This is a genomic window from Proteiniborus sp. MB09-C3, assembly GCF_030263895.1.
Classification (GTDB): domain Bacteria; phylum Bacillota; class Clostridia; order Tissierellales; family Proteiniboraceae; genus Proteiniborus.
On sequence record NZ_CP127161.1, the window covers coordinates 116,999 to 140,955 of the forward strand.

The 23,957-nt window shown below is 35.7% G+C and carries 17 protein-coding genes; 4 read left to right on the forward strand and 13 right to left on the reverse strand.

Annotated elements, in window-relative coordinates:
- Nucleotides 1-4: 4 nt before the first annotated feature.
- Nucleotides 5-6,289, reverse strand: a complete 6,285-nt coding sequence (locus tag QO263_RS00580; RefSeq protein ID WP_285625183.1) for an IPT/TIG domain-containing protein — start codon at nt 6,287-6,289, stop codon at nt 5-7.
- Between the two features lie 19 nt (nt 6,290-6,308).
- On the reverse strand, nt 6,309-7,766 hold the full coding sequence (locus QO263_RS00585) for a hypothetical protein (protein ID WP_285625186.1): 1,458 nt from the start codon (nt 7,764-7,766) through the stop codon (nt 6,309-6,311).
- A gap of 287 nt (nt 7,767-8,053) precedes the next feature.
- On the opposite strand from QO263_RS00585, the gene QO263_RS00590 reads away from it, so the two are divergent.
- The 3 genes from QO263_RS00590 (at nt 8,054) to nagB (ending at nt 11,536) form a co-directional block, all read left to right on the forward strand.
- A complete protein-coding gene (locus tag QO263_RS00590) occupies nt 8,054-8,635 on the forward strand; it encodes an S-layer homology domain-containing protein (RefSeq protein ID WP_285625188.1) in 582 nt (193 codons plus the stop codon).
- Nucleotides 8,636-8,936: 301 nt separating this feature from the next.
- On the forward strand, nt 8,937-10,613 hold the full coding sequence (locus QO263_RS00595; protein WP_285625191.1) for a flavin monoamine oxidase family protein: 1,677 nt from the start codon (nt 8,937-8,939) through the stop codon (nt 10,611-10,613).
- A 197-nt stretch (nt 10,614-10,810) separates the two neighbouring features.
- A complete protein-coding gene (gene nagB, locus QO263_RS00600) occupies nt 10,811-11,536 on the forward strand; it encodes a glucosamine-6-phosphate deaminase (protein WP_285625193.1) in 726 nt (241 codons plus the stop codon).
- A gap of 76 nt (nt 11,537-11,612) precedes the next feature.
- Here nagB and QO263_RS00605 read toward each other — a convergent pair whose 3' ends face one another.
- On the reverse strand, nt 11,613-11,894 hold the full coding sequence (locus QO263_RS00605) for a hypothetical protein (protein WP_285625196.1): 282 nt from the start codon (nt 11,892-11,894) through the stop codon (nt 11,613-11,615).
- Between the two features lie 217 nt (nt 11,895-12,111).
- On the opposite strand from QO263_RS00605, the gene QO263_RS00610 reads away from it, so the two are divergent.
- Nucleotides 12,112-12,450, forward strand: a complete 339-nt coding sequence (locus QO263_RS00610) for a type II toxin-antitoxin system RelE family toxin (protein ID WP_285625198.1) — start codon at nt 12,112-12,114, stop codon at nt 12,448-12,450.
- Between the two features lie 42 nt (nt 12,451-12,492).
- Here the strand turns inward: QO263_RS00610 and kamE are convergent, their stop codons facing one another.
- From kamE to murI, 10 genes are all read right to left on the reverse strand, one after another.
- Nucleotides 12,493-13,251, reverse strand: coding sequence for a lysine 5,6-aminomutase subunit beta (kamE, locus tag QO263_RS00615; protein ID WP_285625201.1), 759 nt, complete (start codon nt 13,249-13,251; stop codon nt 12,493-12,495).
- Between the two features lie 62 nt (nt 13,252-13,313).
- Nucleotides 13,314-14,873: a lysine 5,6-aminomutase subunit alpha gene (kamD, locus tag QO263_RS00620; protein ID WP_285625203.1), complete on the reverse strand. Its 1,560-nt coding sequence runs from the start codon at nt 14,871-14,873 to the stop codon at nt 13,314-13,316.
- A gap of 180 nt (nt 14,874-15,053) precedes the next feature.
- Nucleotides 15,054-16,688, reverse strand: coding sequence for a lysine 5,6-aminomutase reactivase ATPase KamC (gene kamC, locus QO263_RS00625; protein ID WP_285625206.1), 1,635 nt, complete (start codon nt 16,686-16,688; stop codon nt 15,054-15,056).
- The gene (kamB, locus tag QO263_RS00630) at nt 16,685-17,725 is read right to left on the reverse strand and encodes a lysine 5,6-aminomutase reactivase subunit KamB (protein ID WP_285625208.1); all 1,041 of its coding nucleotides are present in this window, start codon (nt 17,723-17,725) and stop codon (nt 16,685-16,687) included. Before kamB ends, kamC begins: the two co-directional genes overlap by 4 nt.
- A gap of 171 nt (nt 17,726-17,896) precedes the next feature.
- Nucleotides 17,897-19,153 (reverse strand): lysine 2,3-aminomutase, encoded by a 1,257-nt coding sequence (gene kamA / locus QO263_RS00635; protein WP_285625210.1) that lies wholly within the window; start codon nt 19,151-19,153, stop codon nt 17,897-17,899.
- Nucleotides 19,154-19,182: 29 nt separating this feature from the next.
- Nucleotides 19,183-20,220: an L-erythro-3,5-diaminohexanoate dehydrogenase gene (kdd, locus tag QO263_RS00640; RefSeq protein WP_285625213.1), complete on the reverse strand. Its 1,038-nt coding sequence runs from the start codon at nt 20,218-20,220 to the stop codon at nt 19,183-19,185.
- A 294-nt stretch (nt 20,221-20,514) separates the two neighbouring features.
- Nucleotides 20,515-22,131 carry a sigma-54 interaction domain-containing protein gene (locus QO263_RS00645; protein WP_285625216.1) on the reverse strand — a complete coding sequence of 539 codons (1,617 nt, stop codon included), beginning with the start codon at nt 22,129-22,131 and terminating at the stop codon, nt 20,515-20,517.
- An 85-nt stretch (nt 22,132-22,216) separates the two neighbouring features.
- The gene (locus QO263_RS00650) at nt 22,217-22,648 is read right to left on the reverse strand and encodes a hypothetical protein (RefSeq protein ID WP_285625218.1); all 432 of its coding nucleotides are present in this window, start codon (nt 22,646-22,648) and stop codon (nt 22,217-22,219) included.
- A gap of 63 nt (nt 22,649-22,711) precedes the next feature.
- Nucleotides 22,712-23,131, reverse strand: coding sequence for a YwiB family protein (locus tag QO263_RS00655; RefSeq protein ID WP_285625221.1), 420 nt, complete (start codon nt 23,129-23,131; stop codon nt 22,712-22,714).
- A gap of 12 nt (nt 23,132-23,143) precedes the next feature.
- The gene (gene murI, locus QO263_RS00660; protein WP_285625223.1) at nt 23,144-23,950 is read right to left on the reverse strand and encodes a glutamate racemase; all 807 of its coding nucleotides are present in this window, start codon (nt 23,948-23,950) and stop codon (nt 23,144-23,146) included.
- Nucleotides 23,951-23,957: the final 7 nt, after the last annotated feature.

Sequence of the window (23,957 nt, forward strand, 5' to 3'; positions counted from 1 at the left end):
ACTCCTACCCCCTCTTGCCAAATATTGTGTATATTCCAAGTTTGTTTATGGTTGCTTTTATTGAACTGTTAAATCCTCTTTTTTCAGTTGCTATGCTTTCCCAGGATGAATTATAGTCATTGTATCTTCCTAGATAAACTTCTTTTGTTCTTCTTAGGTCTGCCTTTGCACTGTCATATTCCAGAGTTAGGTCTATGGCTGATATTAGCCCTTCCATTTTAGTACTGCTCTTTCCTGTAAAGAAGTCAGCATATAGTAAATATTGGTTTGATAGTACTGTTTCACTTCCTGTCTTAGTGTCACCTTTATTTTTTTCTATAGTAAATCTAATGCCTGAGTCTTTTTTGTCACTGTTTGCTAAGACGTCTGAGTATGCAAAGACATTTGGATTAAATATCAATGCATAGTCTGGTCCTATTACGGTTATATTTCTTGAGTCTTTTGCTGCTACTATTTCCGCAGGCAATGTTATGATGGCTTTGTTAATTCCTGCATACTCTATTTTGGTCAGATCTACTACTATATCTTTTTTATAATAATCTTCTGTGCCTATGCTTACATTCACTGTATCACCAGACTTACTGGTTGTAGTGCTTTCTGTGATTCCACCGTCTGTATCTGGAGGACCTACCACCTTACCAGTTCTAACTGTATTGCTTTCATCTGAAGCTATGGATAGTCCATATTCTCCTATAGTCTTTATTATAAATCTATATCTTGTATTAGGCTCTAGCTCTTGATATACAAAGGAAGTGAGAGTGGTATTTCCTATGTATTCTGTTTTTCTATCATTAATCACCACATATATCTCGTAGCCCTTTGCTCCTTCTGCTTCTAGCCAATGGACCTTTATATATCTGTCATATACTAACTCTGCCTCTACACCCATAGGTGGCTGCAGCTTTGGCAATCCATAGACTATGTCCTGGTATATTTCACTTGCACCTTTGTCAGGATTAATGACTATGACTCCCTTTTCACCCTCTTTATTGGGTGGTGTTTTAACTGTAATGGTCTCTGAGTCTAGTACATTTACTTCTGTACCATTGGAGCCTGACTCTAGTATATACCATTCTCCGTTAATGTTTATTGCATTTGCATTGTTTTCTTGGTCCTTTTCTGCTTTCTTCAGTACCGGTGCAAATACTACTCTAGCTCCAGCTGCAAAGCTTGAACCTTTAAGCTTTATAGTCTGTCCACCTTCTACCGATATGCTGGTTATTCTTGTAGTCTCCCTAGAGTCTAGGGGATCTACTACTGCCGATATGGTAGGCGAGCTTAGGTAGGTAAAGCTGCCTATTGGCTGTGCCAGCTCTCCATCTGGATTTTCTACTTTTACATCTACTTTTCCCGGCACATTTGGAGGCGTAATGACTTCTAATGTCTTATAGTCTATAAACTTTACATCTTTATCAGGTACTTTCACTTCTCCAAAGTATACTGATATTCTCTTGCCCTCGTAGCCATCCATTGTTTCTCTAAAGTCTTTTCCTTTTATAGTAACTACAGTTCCGCCCTTTACTGGTCCTCTATCTGGAGTTATGCTTTCTATAGTCGGTGCTGATTCTCCTTTTATTATCTGTATATATATAGGCGGTGTTAGCTTATCAGATGATGCCGAGGCTCCATCTTCATTGATTACTGTTACTCTATATAGTCTGCCTACTAGGTTTTCATTTACTGCAGGCATAGTTACTCTAAGTCTATCTGGAAGCTGATATTCTATTTTATCTGGCGCAAATGTAAGCACATCTCCTATTTGGATTGTGGCATTTTCTCTAAAGTCACTTCCTATGATAGATAATATGTTCCCACCTCTATAGGATATTTGGTGCACTTTCATGTCCTGATTATTTATCTTGCCTAATTGTGGATCCCTACCATCTTTTGTGATGTTTGTTATTTGAGGCTTACTGTCTGGGTTTCTGTATTCAAATTTGCCTGTAGCTTGGCCTCCATCAGGATTAAATAGGGTTATAGGAACTGTACCTATGGAATGATATGATGGAGAATACAGGCTAATTTGGTTGCTTGAAAAACTCATGTTTGAATGATATGGAGTATATCCTCTTTCAACAATAAGCTTCCTCTCAAGCCTATCTACTTCTATCCTAACCATTTCATATGCACCATCATAGGATTTACCTTCACTGTCTTTTAAACTAATTATATTGACATATTTCACTGTATCATCATATCCATTTACAGTAAAATTAAAGCTTTTTTCTTCCTTAGTTATTGATAGGGTTAACTTTTTAGTGCCTGAAGTAGCATCATAGTCTACAGATAGGTTTCCAATATCTACCTTGGCCTTTCCGTTTACTATACTGCCTCCTTGACCACTGGCATCTGTTACAGGTATATGTCTATTAGATATTCTTCTATCTTTAATGTCTCCAAAGTGAACTAAAGGCATTTCCACTGTTTCTATATTTTGCGTTCCAGAAGCATCAGTTCCTTCTATATATATCTGAAGTTCGCTCTGGGCAAAGTCAACTCCATTTAATTCTATCTTGTCTCCACCTTGTTTTTTCCCTACAGCTGGTACTATGCTGTTTATTCGTGGATTCGTTGCTTCATATGTGAATTTCACCTTGTTGGAAACGCCAAAATCATTATTTACCAAAAATACATCTACTGCTCCCTTTTCTGCTTTAGGTAGCTTCGCAACTAAATAACCATCAGAAAACTCAATGATCTCTGCCTGTTCTTTTCCAAAGTAAACTCTTGGAAGTATCAATTTATCTTTATCGCTTAGGTCTTCTATTTTTTTCCCTTCTAGATTAGTCCATACAGGGTTTCCATCTGAATCTATATCACCATTTATATTTTCAAATCTCTCACCTTTATCATATTTGGCGTTACCATTTGCATCTTCATAAGGTTCAAAGAAACGGAAGTCAGAACCAAATATTCTTACTATCTCTCCTCCTGCAGCATTACCTTTATCAGGAGCTATACGATTTATTCTAGGATTACTAGTAGGTATTACATAGGTAAATCCTTCTTGTAGGTATGCATTTCCCCCATCACTATTTACTATGACTACAGGTACTGTTTTTCTTCCACTTTCTGATTCTTTCTTTAAATCACCTGAGTATGCAGGCATTTTTCTAATAGTTATTTTTTTCTGATCTGTGCTAACTATTACATCTGCTTTAGGTACTTCTACTCCTCCAATGAACACACGGCTCTTATCTATTCCATTGTCTTCAAAATCCTCACCTATAATGTCTACAGCATAACCTCCATCAGCAGAACCTTGAGATGGCTCTAAGCTGATAATGGTTGGATTTTTCTTGGGCTGTTTAAAGTAGTAGAACCCATTTTGTCCTGTACGTGTGTCTATTTTCGTATCTGGATTTTGTACAGAAAGGTCATACCATTTTTCAGTTCCTAGTTGTGGAACGTAGAAAATTATTTCACTACGACTCAATACTTGAACTCTATTTCCTGTGATGATTCCATCACTTATTGCATATGGGGTCATTATTTTCAACGTCGTACTAGTTCCATTGTTAGTGATGATAAGCTTATCTCCATCTGCTCCTGTACCTGACTGAATTTCCACTTCATATTCTAATCCATTTTTCGCAGCAATATACTTTCCGTCAGCTCCACTGAATCTAAAGCCTTTATAAGTATTCTGAACTCCGTCTGAAAGTACTATTCGTTCTCCCGCATCTATCTCAAAGGTATAGTACTTGTCTGTACCTTCTTCTACTAGTATTAGACTATGATAGTAATCTGCTAACTTTACTCCCATAGGCCCTTCATTTTTAAGTAGAGGACCTGCTTTGCTTGGATCTGGGTTAGACTGATATGGTTGTAATGCTATGTTGTTTCCAACTGTATAGTAACTGTTGATGTCTTTACCATCTAATAATATTCTTGTACCTATTAATCTATATATACCTATGCCTGAAGTATCTCTAGTGGTTGGATCAGGTTTTAGGAAATTGTCTCCCTTTACAAATACTAATGTGCCATTTCCTCCTTTATTTGGAGAAAAGCCAGAAATCTGAGGGTCTTTTTGCAGGGTTTGAACATATATAAACTCTGCCACTGCCATCCCACCAGATGGGTTCATAACTAATAGCTGAGTAGTACCCTCTCTTCCTTTTGGAGCCTTAAACCGTAAAATAAATTTATCACCTTGAGGTGCAATATCTCTGCTTACTCCTGGTACCTCTTTTCCATCGATGAACACTTTAACTCCTTCAAGGAAGTTGCTCCCCTTGACCTGTATCTCCTGTCCCCCGTCTACCGGCACAATATTAGGTACTACTTCGTCTATTTCTGGACTATCATTTGTTGTGATAAATTCTAATGCATCAATTTTTATATTAGATTGTCCAGCTTCATTAGATTCTCTGGTTGGATTAGTTATTTGGAGATTTTTCATTCCTATAGTAGCAGGTACCTCTTTAGGTAACCTCACTAAAAGTCTGGTACCTACTTCTCGACCTACAGTGCCATCTATTATACGGTCTGCATCGTCTAGGACTACTATCTCTGCCCCAGTAATCTCTACAAGATCTCCTCCGCCATCTCTATAATATGCCTTAGCCTCGCCGTTTCTTTTTTGTATCATGAATTCATAATTGTTGGTATCTATATCATTGGCTGTTTTTATCAAAATACGCGGATAGTTTATAATAGCATCTCCATGATCATCCATATATCTATTAACTAAAAAGTTTTTACCTTTGATAGAAATTAAGGTATCATCTTTTAATTGCCCTTCTATAACTTGTACCCTTGAAGGTGTTATATTGTCTATACTAGGTATCAATGAGCTAGGATCAAATATGAAGCGCCTATCCCATAATGCCCTTTCTTCGAATACATACTCTTTGTTGGTATCTTTTTCTTTAACAACAGTTGTAATCTCTATAAGCACTTCTTTTTGAGGACTTATATTTGCATCATCTACCTTCGGCGTGATTATGTAAAGCTTATCACTAGTTGAGCCAATATCAACCCTTGGTTTTCCTGATTCAGTCTCTTGAAAAACTACCTTGCTTCCTATTTGCACTTTTGCATTACGTATCACAATTGCTTCTTTTCCTTGATATGTAGCAGCATTATATGTAACTGTAACCTCTTGTTTATCTGTAGATAATTTAATTTCTCGATTGCTTTCAGAATAATCAATAGTAAGTTCTGAAGGATTGATACTAGACCTTAAAAGATTTCTTCCTTCGATACCTACAGGTGTACCCCCTATATCTGGTCCTCTCCCTGGGTATACATCAGTGATACGAGGGCGGTTGGTAGCATCTACTACAGTATATTCAACAAATTCAGTACCTTTTTTTATAACCTTCTGTGCTACTACTTGGTTATTTATAGTTTCTGCTAATACTACATAATGTCTTCCTAATGCCACTCCTTGCGGTACTTCAACTGTCAGAAGTGCCGGACTTTCATTAGATTTAGGAACAAAGCCTTTAAATATAGCTCTGTTTTTGTCAGAAAATCCTTCTGTTCCATCTAAGGTTTTAAAAAAGTATACATCATAGGCTTTTGTGAATTCCTCTGAACGAAAATACACCTGATCGCCTTTAGAGCCTGTATTAGGATACATCTCAATATCATTTACATCTATGTCGCTTACAAAGCTGAATATGTTGTTATAGTTGTATTCCACTATGATTGCTGGGTCTACCGTCGCTCCAGCCTTTTTTTCTTTTATTAGCCTTATGCTTTGAAGTCCCTTATCTCCAGGAGGTGTTGCATTTGTAACAGTGATTGTATTAGAATCTGGATTACTCTCCCCAAAAGTTTTGTATTGCCCTGCCTTGCCATATTCCCCACGTACTACATAATCCCCTACTTCCTTAAATTGATCAAGATTTCGCCCATTGATAATCAAGCTCCCATTTGAGCTGACATTAACTATCCTAGTAGTAGAATCTATAGTAGGAAAATTGCCTAAATCTAGATTAAATATTCCTGTGCCTATTCTAACTTCTCCAGTAAAACGTCCTACTTCTTCAGGCGTAAAGCTATATTGCAAAAAGTTTTCATACTGAAGCAGCTTTTTGCCCATAGCTTGAGTTCCCTGATCTGTTGAGAATAGTACTACTTTGTTTAATAAATTCTCTCCAGTAAATTCGACTAAAGCCTGTGTAATATTATAATTTTCGTCTCTTACTACCTGGTATTTTATTCTAGTGACTGTTGCCCCTCCACCAATATCTACTGCCATAGCTAAATTAGCCCCTTGAAGCAGTAGCATTACTGTCATCATTATAATGGCGGTTAATTTTCTCCATTGTTTCATACTATCCACCTCACTTTATCTAGTCCTGAGTTTCTATTATCACAAATATTCCTTTGTTGTTGGTTGTTATAATTACCTTCTTTTCTACTTCATCTATATAAAAGAATTCGTCTTCCCATCTTCTAGTGGTTTCGTCATATCTTAGTGCCTTTAGATGTTTCCCATCACTTTCTCTGTAAGGAATTGATAGGGTAATATCGCTTACGTAATAACCGCTGCCTGATGCATTTATGAAATCTGATTTTATTTCAAAGCCTTTAAGCTTTTCTTTCAGGACTTGTGCTGTATATGGATCTACCCGCCCTGTTATTATTTCTACATCATCTTTTCTATTGATCGTTGAAGCTCTTACATGAGTAAAGCTTATATCTGCCCATTTGGATCTGGTAACTAGCCAGCTTATATTGTCCCCTCTGTGAGCTTCGTATTTTATTCTTCTAATCAGTGTATCTTGTCCTAGAATATCATCTAAATCCACTTGAAGTATTGTAGTATTTGAATACCTTGAAGATAGCATTAATGTAGTATCACTGGTATTTACTGATTCTATTACATCGCCTATTCTTGTAGTACTGTTTAGTCTTTCTGTTTCATTTGGTAAATGATGGCCTTCTTCAACTACGCTAAAGGCTGATAGTAATACTGTTTCATGGTCGTATCCGTTAGATACTACAATATCATATGTACCCGGTATTAGCCGGTTCTTCCCTCTTGGAAGATAAACTCTTAAATATGTTTCTTCTAAATATTTATCTGAAAGTATATCTACATCATGCGCTTCTGTCGAGTTAAAATATACTGTTACATAGTCATATGACGTATTTACAAAAAAATCTCCTTTTATGATTATTGGTTCTTTTTCATTGTAGTTTTCTGTTACGCTTCCAACTATAATTGAATCTACTTGCGGAAATGTTCTAGTTGTAAACTCTATATTAACTGGTGGTGTATATGCTGTCGCTGTTTTACTTGAATCATTTGGATCGGCTACTGTTAAAGATACTAATCCCTCTCCTATATTTATATAGTATTCTGTATTTGGGCTTAAACCTTTTGTTTGTATGGTTATCGTAGATTTGCCATCACCTCTGCTAAGAGCTGTACTGGTGTTTTCAAAGTCAATAAGATTTTCTGTTGCTCCTTTTGCATATAGTGTAATTCCTCTTAGAACTTCTTCACTTAATTTGATATTGTTTTTGTCGTCTTTATGATGATTAAAGGTAATTAACAGCATGTTAAAATCCTTAGAATATTCAACATCCCAGTTGCCTCGATTTTCTCTTAGAAGCCATAGATATCTTCCTCTTGCTCTAAGGTGTACGCTGTCTATATATGGCTTTCTGTTTGCTGGCACAACTATAGGCTGGGGATTTTCAGTATTGTCTTCTGCCAATGATATTTGTGGTACACCCAGTAATGAGACAAATAGTAGTGCTGCTATAAATGATATCATGAATTTTTTTGTGATTTCTTTCATAGGGTTCTCTTCCTTTCTTATTTGACTAGTGCCTCATAATATTATCGACATAAAGGGCTATTTTGTAAATTACAATATGATTACAATACATATAAGAATATACTTGTTAATGCTCAGTATGACAGACCTTTACATCATTCTATTTATTATTCAACAAATTTCCCTTTTTTCCTGCAATACTAGATGCCCAATTTGTAACACAAACGAAATGAAAATATTCTGTTTTCTTTGATATAATGTATATAAAATAGTGCTATCCCTGTGCATAAATATAAGGAGGTGTTGATGTGTTTAAAAAGGCTACAAGCTTTTTACTAGTATTTGTGATTATGTTTAGCTCTATGGCTTTTGCTACTGACATAGATAAGCAAAGACAAGAGTCTGCCGAGAAGCTAATAGCTATGGGAATACTAACTGGCTTTGAGGATGGCTCCTTAAGACTTGAGGAAAACATAACTAGGGAACAATTTGCTACTTTAGCTGTTAAGCTGCTTAACAAGGAAAGTGAAGCAGAAAAGCTTAAGAAGGATTCCATATTTAAGGATGTCAAAAAAGACCGATGGTCAGTTGGATATATCAATGTGGCTGTAAATCAGGGTCTTATAGTAGGCCGTGGTGACGGTACCTTTGCTCCAAGTGCTAATATTACACATGGAGAAATATTGACTATTTTAGTTAGACTTCTTGGATATACAAATACTGTAGATCCAAATAAGAAATGGCCTCAAAACTATGTGGACAAGGCTAAAGAGTTAGGTATTGATATAGCGAATGGTATTGACCCTTCTGCTCCTGCTATCAGGGGAGATGTGGTGGTATATATTGATAAAAGTCTTATAGTTAAGCTAAATGGAGTGAGTCGAAAGTAATCGACTCACTTTTTTTATGACCTAGAAAACCAAATTTGCACGGCCGAAGGAGTAAACAAATTTGTATTTCGAAACTGCGGTTTATGTGAGCATTAATGTGGTTTGTGCCTAATATAATTTAGTGTAGGCGATATGTCACACTGCATAAAAATCTGTATTACGTATATTTTTATCATTCTAATTGTATATGAAGAATCAAGAAATCCTTCGCTTCGCTCAGTATGACAAAAAATGAAGCTCAGGATGACAGTTTTAACGCAGTCTGACTTTCCTACATTAATGTTTTTACATGAAGGAGTTGATGTTTTTGCATAAAGATAATGTTAACAATCCTACCAATCTTGAAAGATATAGTATTATGGAAGAATTGCTTATAAACTCAAGAAGAGATCCTAGGGAGCTTCCTGGTATAGTAAATGCTCTAAGTCCTCCTGCTGACATAACGTCTATTGCTAAGCCAGGTACCTTTAAAAATAAAAAGGTAGCCATAATTGGTGCAGGTGCAGCTGGACTATCTGCTGCCTTTCAGCTAAGAAAGCTAGGCTTTGATATAACCATATTTGAGGCTAGAGAAAACCGCGTTGGCGGAAGGATATATACTTATTATTTTAATAGTGAAAACTATGGAGAGCTGGGAGCTATGAGAATTCCTGTATCTCATGAAACTACTTGGCATTACATTAACCTTTTAGGCTTAAACACCCGTCCTTTTGTTCAGGTAAATCCAAATGCTTTTATCTACGTTAAAAATACCCGTGTTAGAAATGATCCTGAGGGTGAAAATGTAAAGCGTGAAATATATCCTAAGTTTAGAATGAAAAACTGGGAGAGACAGCTTTCTTGGACCGAGCTTCTAGGCTATGCTATGGACACCCCATTGCTTGAAATGTCTCCTGAACTACGTATAGAACTACTGCATATTAGGAAAATAACTAATAGTGTAATTAATTATTGGGATTACTTTAATCATAGGCAGGTTATGGAAAAACTAGGTTTGAGCAGTGGAGCTATAAATATGCTTAACAGTGTATCTCCTTTTACTCGTCTCCTTTTATATTATAGCTATATTGAAACAGCCATGGAAAATAGCAGCTTATCCTCTAGTATTATGTATGAAATTGTTGGAGGAAACTCCTTACTTCCTTTGGCCCTATATAAATCTTTAACTAGTCCTAATCCTAAAGAATATACTGGTATAGAAGCCAAGGATTTAGGTAAAATAGACATTAGAATGGGCACTTGGGTAGAAGGAATTTGCAGACTTGAGCAAAGGAACAAGGTTGGCATAATCCATAACAACAAAAAAAATCTTGGAGCAAAAAAAGAAGACTTTGACTATGTAGTATGCGCCATACCTTTCTCTACTTTAAGAAATGTAGACATAAATCCACTTTTCAGCAATAGAAAGATGGAAGCAATTATGGAAGTTAACTATACATTGGCTCAAAAGACTCTTTTATTTTGTAATAAAAGATTTTGGCAAGAGCAAGGGATAATGGGCGGAGGCTCTTTTACTGATTTACCTATATCAACTCTATGGTATCCATCAGATGGAAAAAGTACTGCTCAGCCTGGTGTGTTCATTGCATCATATAACCTTGAGCTTGATGCCATAAGGTTTGGTAATCTGCCTAGATTCTTAAAGCTTGAAGAATTAAAAAATCAGGTTGAAAGGGTTCATGGTCTTCCATATGGGTATTTAGATAGAGTAGTAATAGATTGGAAGTATCTAAATTGGCATGATGAGTCTTGGTCATTAGGAGCCTTCTGCTATTTTCTGCCTGAGCAAAGAAGATTATTTTTATACGCTATGGGAGTACCTGAGTACAATAACAAGGTTTTTTTTGCTGGAGAGCATGTTTCTGTTACTCATGGATGGATGAATGGTGCTTTGCAGACTGGTATGAAGGCTGCTAATGATTTAGCTATTGAAGCAGTCTGTCATTCTGAACCTTCCCATAAAGGCAATTCTAACTAATATCCCGAGGATGAAATTAGGTTAGTAAGAAATTTGGTAAGTAAGGCCATACTGCCAGCTTTAGATGGATAATAATTACTTAATCAGACACCAGATTTGTATAGCATTAACATTTGACAGAAAATACAAATAAAACTATAATTAAATGAAGGTTTATAAGAAAATACACAGGTTTTATTGTTCGGGAGGAATGAAGGATGAGAATAATGATTGTTAATGATTATGAGGAAATGAGTAAAAAGGCTGCTCACATTATTGCAAGTCAAATTGTTTTAAAGCCTAATAGTATTTTAGGCTTTGCTACTGGCAGTACTCCGATAAATACATATAAGGAACTAATTAACCTTTATAAAAATGGAGTTATTGATTTTTCTGAAGTGACATCATTTAATCTAGATGAATATTTTGAGCTGTCAAAGGATAATCCGCAAAGCTATGATTATTTCATGAAGGCAAATCTTTTTAATCATATCAATATTGATGATGATAGAATAAATATTCCAAATGGAATGACTGACAATATTGAGAGAGAATGTGCTGAATATGAGAAGAAAATGAAGGAAGCAGGCGGCATAGACCTGCAATTACTTGGTATAGGCAGAAATGGGCATATAGGCTTCAATGAGCCTGCTGATCATTTCCAGTCTGATACTCACCTTGTTCAGCTAGATGATGATACTATTGAAGCTAACTCTAGATTTTTTGATTCTGTTGATGAGGTGCCTACAAAGGCCATTAGTATGGGGATAGGCTCTATAATGAGAGCTAAGAAAATACTGCTTTTTGCAAGTGGTACTGGAAAAGCAGAAGCTATTTATGATACTGTGAAAGGCCCTATTACTCCAAGAGTGCCAGCATCAATTCTTCAGCTCCATCCTGATGTGGTTATAATTGCTGATAAGGAAGCGGCTAGTAGGCTGTAATCTTACTACTTGAATATTGTACAATAAGCATAAAACTGCTGTTTGACATAAACAGCAGTTTTATATTAAAATTTTACTAATCGCGATTTTTTAATGAGTTTTTAACCTCGGACAATGAGTATCTTTTTCCACTATCATTTGCTTTTCTTTCCTTAATCATATTATAAATTTCGGTGTGCTCTATATCATCTAATATTTTCTGTATTTCTTCATATACACTAATATCCATTAAGACCATATCTGGTACATTGTTTTTAAATATTACAGTTTTGCCCAATTGTTTTGTTTTATCCCTGCAAAATTTGTATTTTTTTGTTATATCAGTACTAGAAATAATTTCTTCAGTTGTAACTCTCATATTAATCCCTCATTTCTCATAGAAATAACTTCACTAATATTATAATACCAAATTTCATATTATTATTCAAACAATTATTAGAAAACTAATTCAACTTTTTTCTAGGTAAGGTTATAATTGGTTGCCAATTTCAAATGACAATTATATAATTAAATTATGATAAATTTATAAACAGAGCAAGAAACTGTTCACTTAGTTAAAAGAAAGGGGACAACCAATGAAGTGTAAAGTATATTTTACAGAAGCAGCATTACAAGATCTTAAAAGGCTTCCAATGAAATTACAAGAAAAATGCCTAGACATGCTAGACAAGCTAGAAAATAACCTACATCTAGGACAAGCCCTAGAAAATAAAAACGGAAGAGATTTAACAGGATATTATAAGATTTATTTTGATAATGCCAGATATCGAATAGTCTATAAGAAATGCGAGAAGAAGATAGAAGTCGAAGAAATAATAATTACTGCAAAGATTGCAGAAATATGGGGTATAGGGCCTAGACATAATGAAAATATTTATAAAATGGTTGCCCAAAGGATACAAAATAAGGGTTGAATAAAACTTTTTCTTTTTTATTCAACCCTTGAGTTATTTATGTTACACAAGATTTCTATTAACTATTTCTGTCACTATAAATGTGGCTACGTCGTCTGCATATGAGCCTGATCCAAAGCCTGCATCGTAGCCTAGCTCTTTTGCTAGCTCGTGAGTTATTCTTGGTCCACCACAGCATAGGATTATTTTATCTCTAATCCCCTCCGCTTCAAGTAGTTCTACTAATTGCGTTAGATTTGGAATATGAACATTTTTCTGGGTAACTACTTGGGATACTAGTATCGCATCTGCATTTTCTTCTATAGCCCTTGCTACTAGTTCTTCATTTGGAACCTGACTTCCCATGTTTATTGCATTTATACCTTTATACCTTTCAAGGCCATAATGCCCTGCGTACCCTTTCATGTTCATGATGGCATCTATGCCTACAGTATGGGCATCTGTTCCTGTACATGCTCCTACTATTGTTATTTCCTTTTTTACATTCTGTTTTATATATTCTTCAACTTCTTCCATAGTCATAGAATCTACTTCTACTTTTGGCACTTCTATTTTTGTAAAGTCTACTGTATGCTGACATTTTCCATACACTACAAAATGTGTGTATCCTATGCCTAAATCCGATGCATGAACTACATTTGGTTCTTCGAAGCCCATTTGTCTGACTAATATTCTGGCTGCTTCTTTGGCTTCATCTCCATATGGAACTGGAAGAGTGAAAGAAAGCTGAACCATCCCGTCATTTAGTGTGTCTCCGTAGGGCTTTACTTTTGTCAAATCTACTTTTTGAATATTATCCATTGGCTTTTCCTCCAATCTGGGAACAATCATTAATTGTTTTAATAATTCTCAATTCTCAACTTTCAATCCTCCATTTTATTCAGCATCATATCAATGAATGGGTTGAAATGTTTTTCTCCTTTTTGTACTACTCCCTCTAAGCCCTTGCCACCATTTCTAGCTCTTTTTATGGATGCAAATTTACCTTTTTCTATTGTTGAGAATAGTCCTTCTTTTTCTATTTCTAGTAACAGTTCCTCTGCATTTTTAAGGACTTCCTGTGCTCTTGTCTGGATAATGCCGCCTTCTTTAAAGGTTACTTCCTCTCCTATGTCCCTTGCATTGTTGAATATATATTTTGCATTTTCTATTGCTAGTGCTCTATCTTGAAGATGAGGAGTATGGATAGCCTCTGTAAGCATTCCTAATAATTGTATGCCTTGATTCGTCCATATTGATACTAGGTTAAACATTGCATTTTGTAGATGTCCCTTAAATATGTTTCCTGTCATGAATTTTGTAGGCGGCATATATTTTAGTGGTGCTTTAGGGAATATTTCTCTAGCCATCTGTGCTTGTGCCAGCTCTAGCAAGAATCCATTCTCTATGTCTGGTGCCATTTCAAATGCGTGTCCAAGTCCCATTTGTTCTTCTGGAATACCTGCTTTTTTGGCAAATTGCTCGTTCATAAGCTGGGATGCAAGTACTGTATGAGCTTCTTCTACTGCATCTGCTGTAGTTAGGTAATTGTCTTCTCCTGTATTTATGATGACTCCTGCAAATCCATTTATTACCCTTGAGAAATATTGATCTACTAGAGTTCTCTGCATATTTATATCTCTAAACAATATGCCGTACAATGCATCGTTTAGCATCACATCAAGTCTTTCAAGTGCTCCCATGGCTGCTATTTCTGGCATGCATAATCCAGAGCAGTAGTTGCAGAGTCTAATGTATCTGCCTACTTCTTCTCCTACTTCATCTAGCGCTTTTCTCATTATTTTGAAGTTTTCTTGAGTGGCATATGTTCCCCCAAAGCCTTCTGTTGTAGCACCGTATGGTACATAATCCAGTAAGCTCTGAGCTGTTGTTCTGATAACTGCTATAATGTCTGCTCCTTGTCTTGCTGCTGCTTGAGCTTGAACTACGTCTTCGTATATATTTCCTGTCGCTACTATTACATAAATATATGGCCTAGGCCCTTCACCAAGTCTCTCTAAGTAATCTTCTCTTTTCTTTTTATTATCTCTTATTCTATTTACTGTTTTTTCTGCTATTTCATTTATTTTTTCTTTTATTTCACTTTCGTTAGCTATGGGAAGCTTGGTAAGGTTTAAATCTCCTCTGCTTACTTTTTCTGCAATATTCTGTAGGGTGTCTCCAGTTTGGAGCATGGCATTTCCTAACCAATATGCTACTCCTTCTCCTAAGCCATTGCCTTCTTTTATATTATCTACTACTACGTTTGGAAGGGGTCTGTCTATTTCATCTACTCCATCTATCCCAAGAAGTCTCGCTATGGTTCTTTCTACTGTTACTGTGGTATGTCTATCTATGAAGCCTTGTACATCCTCTGCTATGTTTGCTGCTGCATTTCTGGCGCTTTGTATTGTTTTAGAATCAAGTTTAAGCTTGCTGTTCAATGTGTTTTACCTCCTTTGCGATTCTATGTGTCATCCTGAAATCGTGAAGCGTCCTATTATAAAGAGATACTTCGCTTACGCTCAGCATGACAGAGTAAAGATGCCTTGTTAACTCTTAATTGTTTTTATAATTCTCAATTCATACCAGACCTTTCGTAAATAATGCTTATCCAGTCCGTCTCAGTATGACGCGAGAATTTTTTCTGCACATTCTATTATGCTTTCGTCCAGCCCCATTAGTCTGGCTATGTTTATGGCATCTCTTGGTACTTTGGTGTCTTTTGTGACCTTTTTCAGTCTGTAGTTCATGTATTTACTTACTATGCTCATGTTGTTTTTATTTAAATATATATTTTCTTTTAATTTTTCATAGTCAATCTCTGAAAGCCCTATAACCTGATAATGAAGTACGTCATCTGTATTAGCTATATTGTCGTAGTGAGTGGTTATGAGGGTTATGCTTTTTTTGTTCTTTAAGAAATTCACTATTGCCTTTGATATGGCATAGCCTTCGTCGGGATTTGTCCCTCTCGCTAGTTCATCTATTAATATAAGCCCATTTTCATCTGCTCTTTTTAGTCCTTCTTTTATGCTGCTGATTTCTGAACCAAAGGTGCTGAGGCCCTTATCTGTAGATTGCATATCCCCTATAGAGCCATATATAAACCCATGAAGTCCTGTTTCCATACTGGTACATGGCACGAAAAGTCCGTACTGTACCATGGCGCACAATAGTCCTACCAGCTTTAATGAAACTGTCTTTCCTCCCATATTTGCACCTGTAATACAGGAAACACCTTTCTTAAGCATTATGCTTATGGGAGTAAATGCTTGAGATCTGGATTCTAGAATAGCCTCGACTTTAAGATGTCTTCCATCAACTATATTTACTGTATTCTCCATGGATAATATAGGTTTTACACTATCTGTATCTATGGCCATATATGCCTTTGCCAATATTAAATCCAGCTTTCCTATTATCTGAATATTTTTAGTTATATCATCGTAATGGCTTCCTATCTTACCTGATAGATATTGCCTTATCTTCTGCTCTTCTTCCTCTTCTCTTTCTTTTATAACAGAAAGCTCATTTTCTAATTCGTCTAAAACTTGAGTTGGCTTTAGCATGAATTTAATATCCATATATGTTTCTGAGCTGTATATAAGATTGGGATTACTTTTAACTTTTTCTAAGGTGCTCTTATTATTCTTTGATACCAAGATAGAACCATCTGGTCTTATTTTTATAGATAATTCCTTCTCCAGCTCTTCTTTTATCTTTTTCTTTTCAATTTTTATCTTAATATCTATTTGTCTTTTCTTTTCTCTAATGAGCTTTAGCTCATTTGAATATTCATCGTATATATAAAAGGCTCTAAGCTTTGTGTTTTGTGGATCTAAAAAGATTTCAAGTTCTAATATTCTGTCAACTATAATGCTATTGTCAAGTTGAGCTTTTTTAGCATTTAGTTCTAAATTCAACTCTGCCAAGGTCAATATAAAGCCTTTTATTTCAAATAACTCTACATCACTTAGAGTATATCCTTCCTTAGCCCTCGATGCAGAGTTTCTGATGTCTTTTATATTACGCAGTATGCTTTTTATATTTTTAAAGAAGAATTTGTTTTCAATTATAAGACTAACAAGCTTTTCTATTAGATTAAGCTCCTCTATCAATAAATCTTCTTTTCCCATTTTAAATGGCTGCATATGTTCTTTTAAATCCTTGCCATATGGAGTTAGGGTATTTATTTTCCCCAATACATAATTTAGTCCAATGATTTCTTTAGTATTATTGTCTATAAAATTGTTCACATTAACTCACCACCATACATTACATCAAGGACAAGTATATCATTTAGGTATTCCTTCATTTTTACTAGAAACTCCTCTTGGTTAAAATAATAACCCTCAGGTGAATACGGATTTACTGTTACAAGTATTACGTTTACTGATTCAAGAACCTGAACATCTAAACCTCTGCTTTTATATATCAGCCACTCTCTAGGCTCAATGAATATCTTAGTACCATCATTCACTACAAATTTTACGTACTTGTACTTATCTGTGGTGCTCATTATATCATCTATTGTCTTTTTCACCAAGGAGCCAGGTAAAGCCACGTACCTTGAATCCTCCGTGATATTTTGTGCTATTGTAGCTCCACTATTTAATGCTGTTTTAATATTGAGATGGGTTATATTGTATTGGCTATCTATGATTGCTGCCTTTCCGTCCTCAATCAGTCCTTCTATTATGGATTTTGCTTTATTGTCCTTTACCTCTGGTAGTTGAAAAAGTCCTATAGTATGAATAGTTTCTTCTATGACCTTGTTCATATCTCTACTTAAAACCGCTCCTGTAGCTAATACTACTCCTTCTGATACTGAGGGAGAAGCTGATGCAACCCTGTTTATGGCTCCATCTACAAGGACTAATTGTGCTCCAAGATTTAACATAAGCTCTGACACTGCTTTTATGCCTTTGTTAGTCTGAGGCCCTGCTATTTGAAGATATCCACTTTCTCTCACTTTGCCTATGGCTATCCTACCTAAAGGAGTGCTGTAATCTGTAATGTCTAAAATCTCTATTTTTGCATCTCCTAGTTCTAAGGTTTCTGTGGCCGTTGCTATCAGTGTACCTTCTTCAGCGTAAATAAGAGGTTTTTCTGTTTTGGTAACAATATCTTGACTCTCACCGTCCCTGCCTGTTGAAGTAATTCCTATGGTTATTGCGTTTTCTATGGCTTCCTCGATTATTTTATTCAATGTAACTGTTTTACCTGAGTTCTTTGCCATGCCTACAATGGATACTATTTTGTATTGTGGGTGCAGTAGTTTTATTAAAGACATGTTATTTCTCTCCTCTTCTGGTAATAGGGATTAGTGTGGATAAACCTCAATTTCTGCCCGTAGGACAATAATTAAGAGTGTCCTGCGAATCAACCCCTGTTTCTGTCCGCAGGACAATGATTAAGAGTGAGCTTGGCCAGTCCTGCTGTTTTGAATGGTCAATGTCCGTCCCTACACTCTATTTTTTACTCTTTCTCTTCTTTCAAGCTGAACAGGCTCTATGGCTATTCTATTCCCCTGTAGTAAGCCTGCTACACCTGTCAGTTTACGTTCCCGTTCTCCTCTGCATACTGGGCAATTGCAATGGTCTGTATAGCTCTCTGGTTCAGTATATGTTGTAATGACACCTTCAAAGTTTCTCAATACTACTTTATTTGGTGACATTGATATTATATAATTAGGCATTACTGGAGTTTTTCCTCCTCCTCCTGGAGCATCCACTACAAATGTTGGTACTGCATAGCCCGATGTATGTCCCCTAAGTCCCTCAATTATCTCTATTCCCTTTGATACAGAAGTTCTGAAGTGTTCTATTCCCATGGATAAGTCACATTGATAAATATAATAAGGTCTTACTCTTATTTTAACAAGATTTTGGACTAGCTCCTTCATTATATGAACACAATCATTGACTCCTCTTAGTAAAACTGATTGATTGCCTAATGGAATTCCTGCATCTGCTAGTTTAGTTATAGCCTTCTTTGATTCTTCTGTTATTTCCTTTGGATGATTAAAGTGAGTATTAAGCCATATTGGATGATACTTTTTAAGCATGCTTACTAGATCATCTGTAATTCTCTGTGGCAGTACTACTGGCACACGTGTACCTATTCTTATGATTTCAACATGTGGTATTTCCCTTAGTTTCTTTATTATTGTTTCAAGTCTTTCGTCTGATACTAAAAGTGCATCTCCCCCTGAGAGCAGTACATCTCTTACTTGTGGTGTATTTCTTATATATTCTATTGATGCCTCTATTCTATCCATTCCCATAGCTGAATCATGCTGTCCCGCAAATCTTCTTCTTGTACAATGCCTGCAATACATTGAGCATTGGTCTGTTATAAGCATAAGAACTCTATCAGGATATCTATGAGTAAGCCCTGGTACTGGTGAATCCGTGTCCTCATGAAGTGGATCTTCCATGTCTGCTGCACCTAAATGAGTTTCTAATATTGTAGGTATTGCTTGTTTTCTAATAGGGCATTCTTGATTATCCTTATCCATTAGTGATGCATAATAAGGAGTTATCCCCATTCTAAATTTTTTTAGTGTCTCTTCAATATCCTTCTCTTCTTTTTCTGTAAGATTTACCACCTGTTTTAGCTTATCTACTGTGGTTATTCGATTTCTAACCTGCCATTTCCAATCGTCCCATTCCTCTTGGGAAACGTTTTTCCATAGCTCAATATCTTTGTAGGATCTCACAAGAAAAACCTCCTTCTCCCCTATCACCCCTAAGCATACAGTTCTGTATAAATTTTTCTTAGGGTTTCACTTTCTCTCATTATTTGTAATGATATCTCTGCATGTCCTTTTGTATATCCGTTCCCTACTATCATTGTCACATCTTTTCCTACGCCTTCTGCTCCTAGAGCTGCCTTTGTGAAGCTGGTTGCCATGCTGAAGAAATAGATTAGTCCTCCGTCTCTTGTTGCAAGTATACTTGTCATTTCTGTATTTGGTATATTAACGCAGTTTATTGTTATATCTGCCATTCTTCCATTTGTCAGTTCTTTTACTTTATCATGTAATGCTACCGCATCTGTTGCATCTACTTTAATGTATTCGTCTGCTAGATTAGCTGATTTAGCTCTAGCTACGCTTTTATCAGTACTTCCTACACATATTACTTTTCCTGTTACACCTACTCTTTTCTTTGCTTCATATAGGCAAAGCATTCCTGACTTACCTGTTCCGCCTATTACTACCACATAATCTCCAGGCTTTACTAGTTTAGCTGCTTGGGCTGGTGCTCCTGCTACATCAAGTACTGATAATGCTAGATTTTCTGGTAGGTCACTTGGAATAACCGCATATATTCCGCTTTCAAATAGTATTGCCTTTCCTTTAATGTCTACTTGGTCTATGTCTTTTCTCACTTCAAGGATTTCATCTATTCTAAGTGGTGTGAGTGATAATGAAACTAATGTAGCTATTTTATCTCCTACTTTAAGGTCTGTTTTTCCTTCTAGTGCTGGGCCTATTTTTTCTACTGTTCCTATGAGCATTCCACCTGAACCAGTTATAGGATTTTGATGTTTCCCTTTTGTTGCAACTATGTTTTTCATTATTTCTTTGATCTTTTCAATGTCTCCGCCAGCTTGTTCTTTTATTTGTGTAAAGCTTGCTGAGTCAACATTAAGTGTTTGGACATCTATAAGTATTTCGTTGTCATAAATATCCATGTCGTTGTCAATTTTTAAAGCTGGTTGTGGCAATACTCCTTTTGGCTCAATAACTCTGTGGGTTCCGTATGGACATCCTTTTTTCATTAATAATTCCTCCTTTTTTAATGTTTATTATCTTTAAGTGAACAAAGATTAAATTTCGAAGGAGTTTTAATTCCCTCACTAGAAATTGTTAAACAATTAATTATAATGATTACGTTTTCCTGCTAGTTAAGCAAATAGATATATTGCAAAAAATATGCCATCTTTTTAATGCATATTTCCATGTAGTTTTGTGGAGTATTATGTCGTATTATGTCTAAAATGGATATAAAAAAGAGAGTGCCGCCCAATATTAAGCACTTCTCTAAAGATTATGAAAACTTTTCTGTTATTTTCTTATTTTGTTAATCCGTATTTTTTTATTTTATATTGTAATGTCTGTCTAGGTAAATCAAGCTGCTCTGCTGTGTGGGTAATATTCCAATCTGTGGCTACAAGAGTATTATGAATCATTTCTTTTTCCATGGATTCTAAGGCCATTTTCAACGGTACAATATGTGCAGTTCTTTTTAATTCTCCTGGATTCATGACGTTCTTGTCATTCTGAAGATTAGCAAAAGGTCTTGCTGCTAAGCTGCCAATTAAGGAGCCTTCGTGTATAGCCCCTTCGTCAGCATAGCTTGTGCTATCTATATCAGGATGATATTTTACAGATGATACAGAAGAAAAGTCTTCTGTAGGCAAGACAAGAGAAACGTCCCCCTGTCTCTCCTGCCCCCTTGACAAGACGAGAGAAACATCCCCTTGTCTTAGTATTTGGGATGGGAGGTGTTCTAGTTTTATGATTTCTGTGTCATATATGGTCGCTATGCCTTCTATCAGGTGTTCTAGCTCTCTTACATTTCCTGGCCAAGTGTAATTCATGAATAGCTCCATGGCTTCATCGTCTATTTTTCTTATGTTTTTTCTTAAAAGCTTATTGTATTTTTGAATAAAGTAATCAGCCAGTCTAGGGATATCATCAGTTCTATCTCTAAGCTCTGGAATATTTATAGACACTACATTTAGTCTATAGTATAAGTCCTTTCTTAATAGCTTTTCTTCTATTGCTTTTTCTGGATGTATGTTTATAGCTGCAATTATCCTTACATCTACCTTGGTGGTTTTTATTGCTCCTACTCGTCTTACTGTTTTGTCCTGAATTGCCCTTAGAAGCTTTGCTTGAAGATCTAGAGGCATTGAGTTGATTTCATCTAATAAAAGGGTTCCGCCATCAGCAACTTCGAATAATCCCGGCCTATCCTCAGCTCCTGTGAAGCCGCCTTTAACTGTCCCAAATAGGATTCCTTCAAGCAGGTTGCTTGGCAGTGCTGCACAGTTTTGAGCAATAAACGGCTTGTTTTTTCTTGGACTTGCGTTGTGAATTGACTGTACAAATAATTCTTTTCCCGTTCCTGTTTCTCCATAGATAATGACTGGCGAAGATGTCTCAGCGGCCTTTAATGCAATCGATTTTATTTTTAACATTTCTGCATTTTGTCCAATAATATCTACAAAGGTAAAGCCTGCGGTTCTTTTTTCTTTTTGCTTGCCGCTGTGTTCTGTACTATAGAGCTCGCTTTGCAGCTCTACTATTTTTTCTGATAGCTTCCTTACCTCTGTTATATCTTTTGATATTTCAAGGGCACCTGCTATACGACCTTTTGATTTAATTGGAATAGACGAATTTATGGTAGTTATCTTATCTCCCTTATAATTTACAAATGTCTGCTCTACATCAAATATTGGTTTTCCTGTCCTTATTACTTTTAACAAAGTACTTGTGTCATGGGAAAGAGAAGGGTATATCTCGAGTATGTGTCGTCCTACAGCTTTTTCTCTGTCTATCTCGTCTATTTTCTGTGCAAATTTATTGTAATATATTATCTTCCCTGTATTATCTATGATGTGTATTCCTTCTTGGACGTAATCTAATAATTCTGATATGCTTTCCCCTAAGAGTAAATCAATCATGGCATCCCTCCTGACTAAAATCCGGCACCTAGTGCCTGATTTTGGGCTATAATGTTGAAAATAAAGGCTAAAGAATGACCTTAGCCTAATCTACTTTTTTAAGTATCTGTATATAATATTCATTAGGTAGTACAATACCTTTTTCTAGTATCCCCGTTTCCAGCTTTCCAACTCTTTTATCTACCTTGTCATACTGAGAACCAAGCTGTGTAATTCCGTCAAATAATACCTTAGTGCTGTCGTCCATTTTATTCTCTAGCCTTATAATGTCTTTACTGTTATGCTCTACCTGTTCTCCTAACCTTAGTATGTCCTTACTGTTTTGTTCTACCTTTTCTTCTATTCTTAGTATGTCTCTACTATTTTGTTCTACTCTTTCTTCTATCCTACCTAATCTGTCCTCAACATCGTCCAGTCTGCTTTCAACTCTGCCAAATCTTTCATCTACATTCTTAAATCCTTTTTGCATGTCGCTATACATTTGGGTCATCAATTCAAACAATTTTTCATTATCCATTTGATCACCTCCACCATTAAATATATAATATCATTCAGCGACTAAATATATCAAGGATAATTTTTACATTATATCTATAGTCAAATGATTATTGCTTTCCATATTATCTGATAAATTTAGTCTATATAAGAGGTCTATGTTTCCTTTTCCCGTTTCAGAAGATATATTTACATTTATTTTATCTGTCATCACTTCTAATGTCATATCTCCATAAGCAGTCATGTATTCCGTTCTATGTCTTTGACCTTTTTCAAAAATTAAGTTAGATGAATTATTGCCAAATCTTTTCATTGATATCTTTTGTCCCTGTATTTTTAATGTTGTAGTTGAGCCTTCCATTCCTGATATTTCGGTCTCATCGTATACTAAATAGTAGGAGTCATTTTTATTATATAGCTTTCCCTCTGTAATGAGCTCAATTATATTTTCTTCACCTTCTATATTTGTCTGCTTGCCTTTTATCTTAAGCATTACATTCTTCATGGCCTCTACCCCCTATAGTTTCTCTATATCAACCTTCTCTATACTCACAATATTTTTGTTCATTATATTCCCACCAATTCTTCTGAACTTTTCTGGGTCATCGCTTACGTAATATTCGTAAATAGGCTTTTCCTTTTTATCTGATAATAAATCCCTTTGCTTCAGTAGGTTTTTAATTTCCTTTGCTGTCTCAAAGGCAGGATTTACTAATGATACCTTTTCTCCCATAACCTTTGAAAGTGTATATCTTAATATTGGATAATGAGTACATCCTAGTACTAATGTATCTACATTGTGTTCTTTTAATTCCATAAGATATTTCTCTGCTGTTATTAGGGCTACATCTGTGTCCTCCCATCCATCCTCTACTATTTGAACAAATAGTGGACATGCAATTCCTATTACTTCTGCTGATTTGTTTAACCCTCTTATGGAGCTTTGATAGGCATCGCTATTTATGGTTGCTGTGGTGCCTATTACACCTACCCTATTATTTTTTGTTGTAGCAACTGTAGCCTTAGCTCCAGGCTGTATTACGCCTAGTATTGGAACACTAAATGCCTTTATTGCTTCTTCATAAGCTAATGCACTTGCAGTATTACATGCTATTACTATTGCCTTTACATTTTTACTTAATAAAAATCTTGCGCATTGGAATGCATATTTTATTACTGTCTCTCTTGATTTTGTACCATATGGTATTCTAGCTGTATCTCCAAAATATACTATATCTTCATAAGGCAGCTGTTCTGCTACCTCTTTAAGCACTGTAAGTCCTCCTATACCGGAATCAAATATTCCTATTGGTCTATTATCCAAAAAAATT

Coding starts and splice junctions, on each gene's coding strand:
- QO263_RS00610 (WP_285625198.1), top strand. CDS start 12,112: ATGAAGTGTAAAGTATATTTTACAGAAGCAGCATTACAAGATCTTAAA.
- QO263_RS00595 (WP_285625191.1), top strand. CDS start 8,937: ATGTTTTTGCATAAAGATAATGTTAACAATCCTACCAATCTTGAAAGA.
- kamB (WP_285625208.1), bottom strand. CDS start 17,725: ATGTCTTTAATAAAACTACTGCACCCACAATACAAAATAGTATCCATT.
- kamE (WP_285625201.1), bottom strand. CDS start 13,251: ATGGATAATATTCAAAAAGTAGATTTGACAAAAGTAAAGCCCTACGGA.
- QO263_RS00605 (WP_285625196.1), bottom strand. CDS start 11,894: ATGAGAGTTACAACTGAAGAAATTATTTCTAGTACTGATATAACAAAA.
- QO263_RS00580 (WP_285625183.1), bottom strand. CDS start 6,289: ATGAAACAATGGAGAAAATTAACCGCCATTATAATGATGACAGTAATG.
- QO263_RS00655 (WP_285625221.1), bottom strand. CDS start 23,131: ATGAAGAATGTAATGCTTAAGATAAAAGGCAAGCAGACAAATATAGAA.
- nagB (WP_285625193.1), top strand. CDS start 10,811: ATGAGAATAATGATTGTTAATGATTATGAGGAAATGAGTAAAAAGGCT.
- QO263_RS00650 (WP_285625218.1), bottom strand. CDS start 22,648: ATGGATAATGAAAAATTGTTTGAATTGATGACCCAAATGTATAGCGAC.
- QO263_RS00585 (WP_285625186.1), bottom strand. CDS start 7,766: ATGAAAGAAATCACAAAAAAATTCATGATATCATTTATAGCAGCACTA.
- kdd (WP_285625213.1), bottom strand. CDS start 20,220: ATGAAAAAAGGATGTCCATACGGAACCCACAGAGTTATTGAGCCAAAA.
- QO263_RS00645 (WP_285625216.1), bottom strand. CDS start 22,131: ATGATTGATTTACTCTTAGGGGAAAGCATATCAGAATTATTAGATTAC.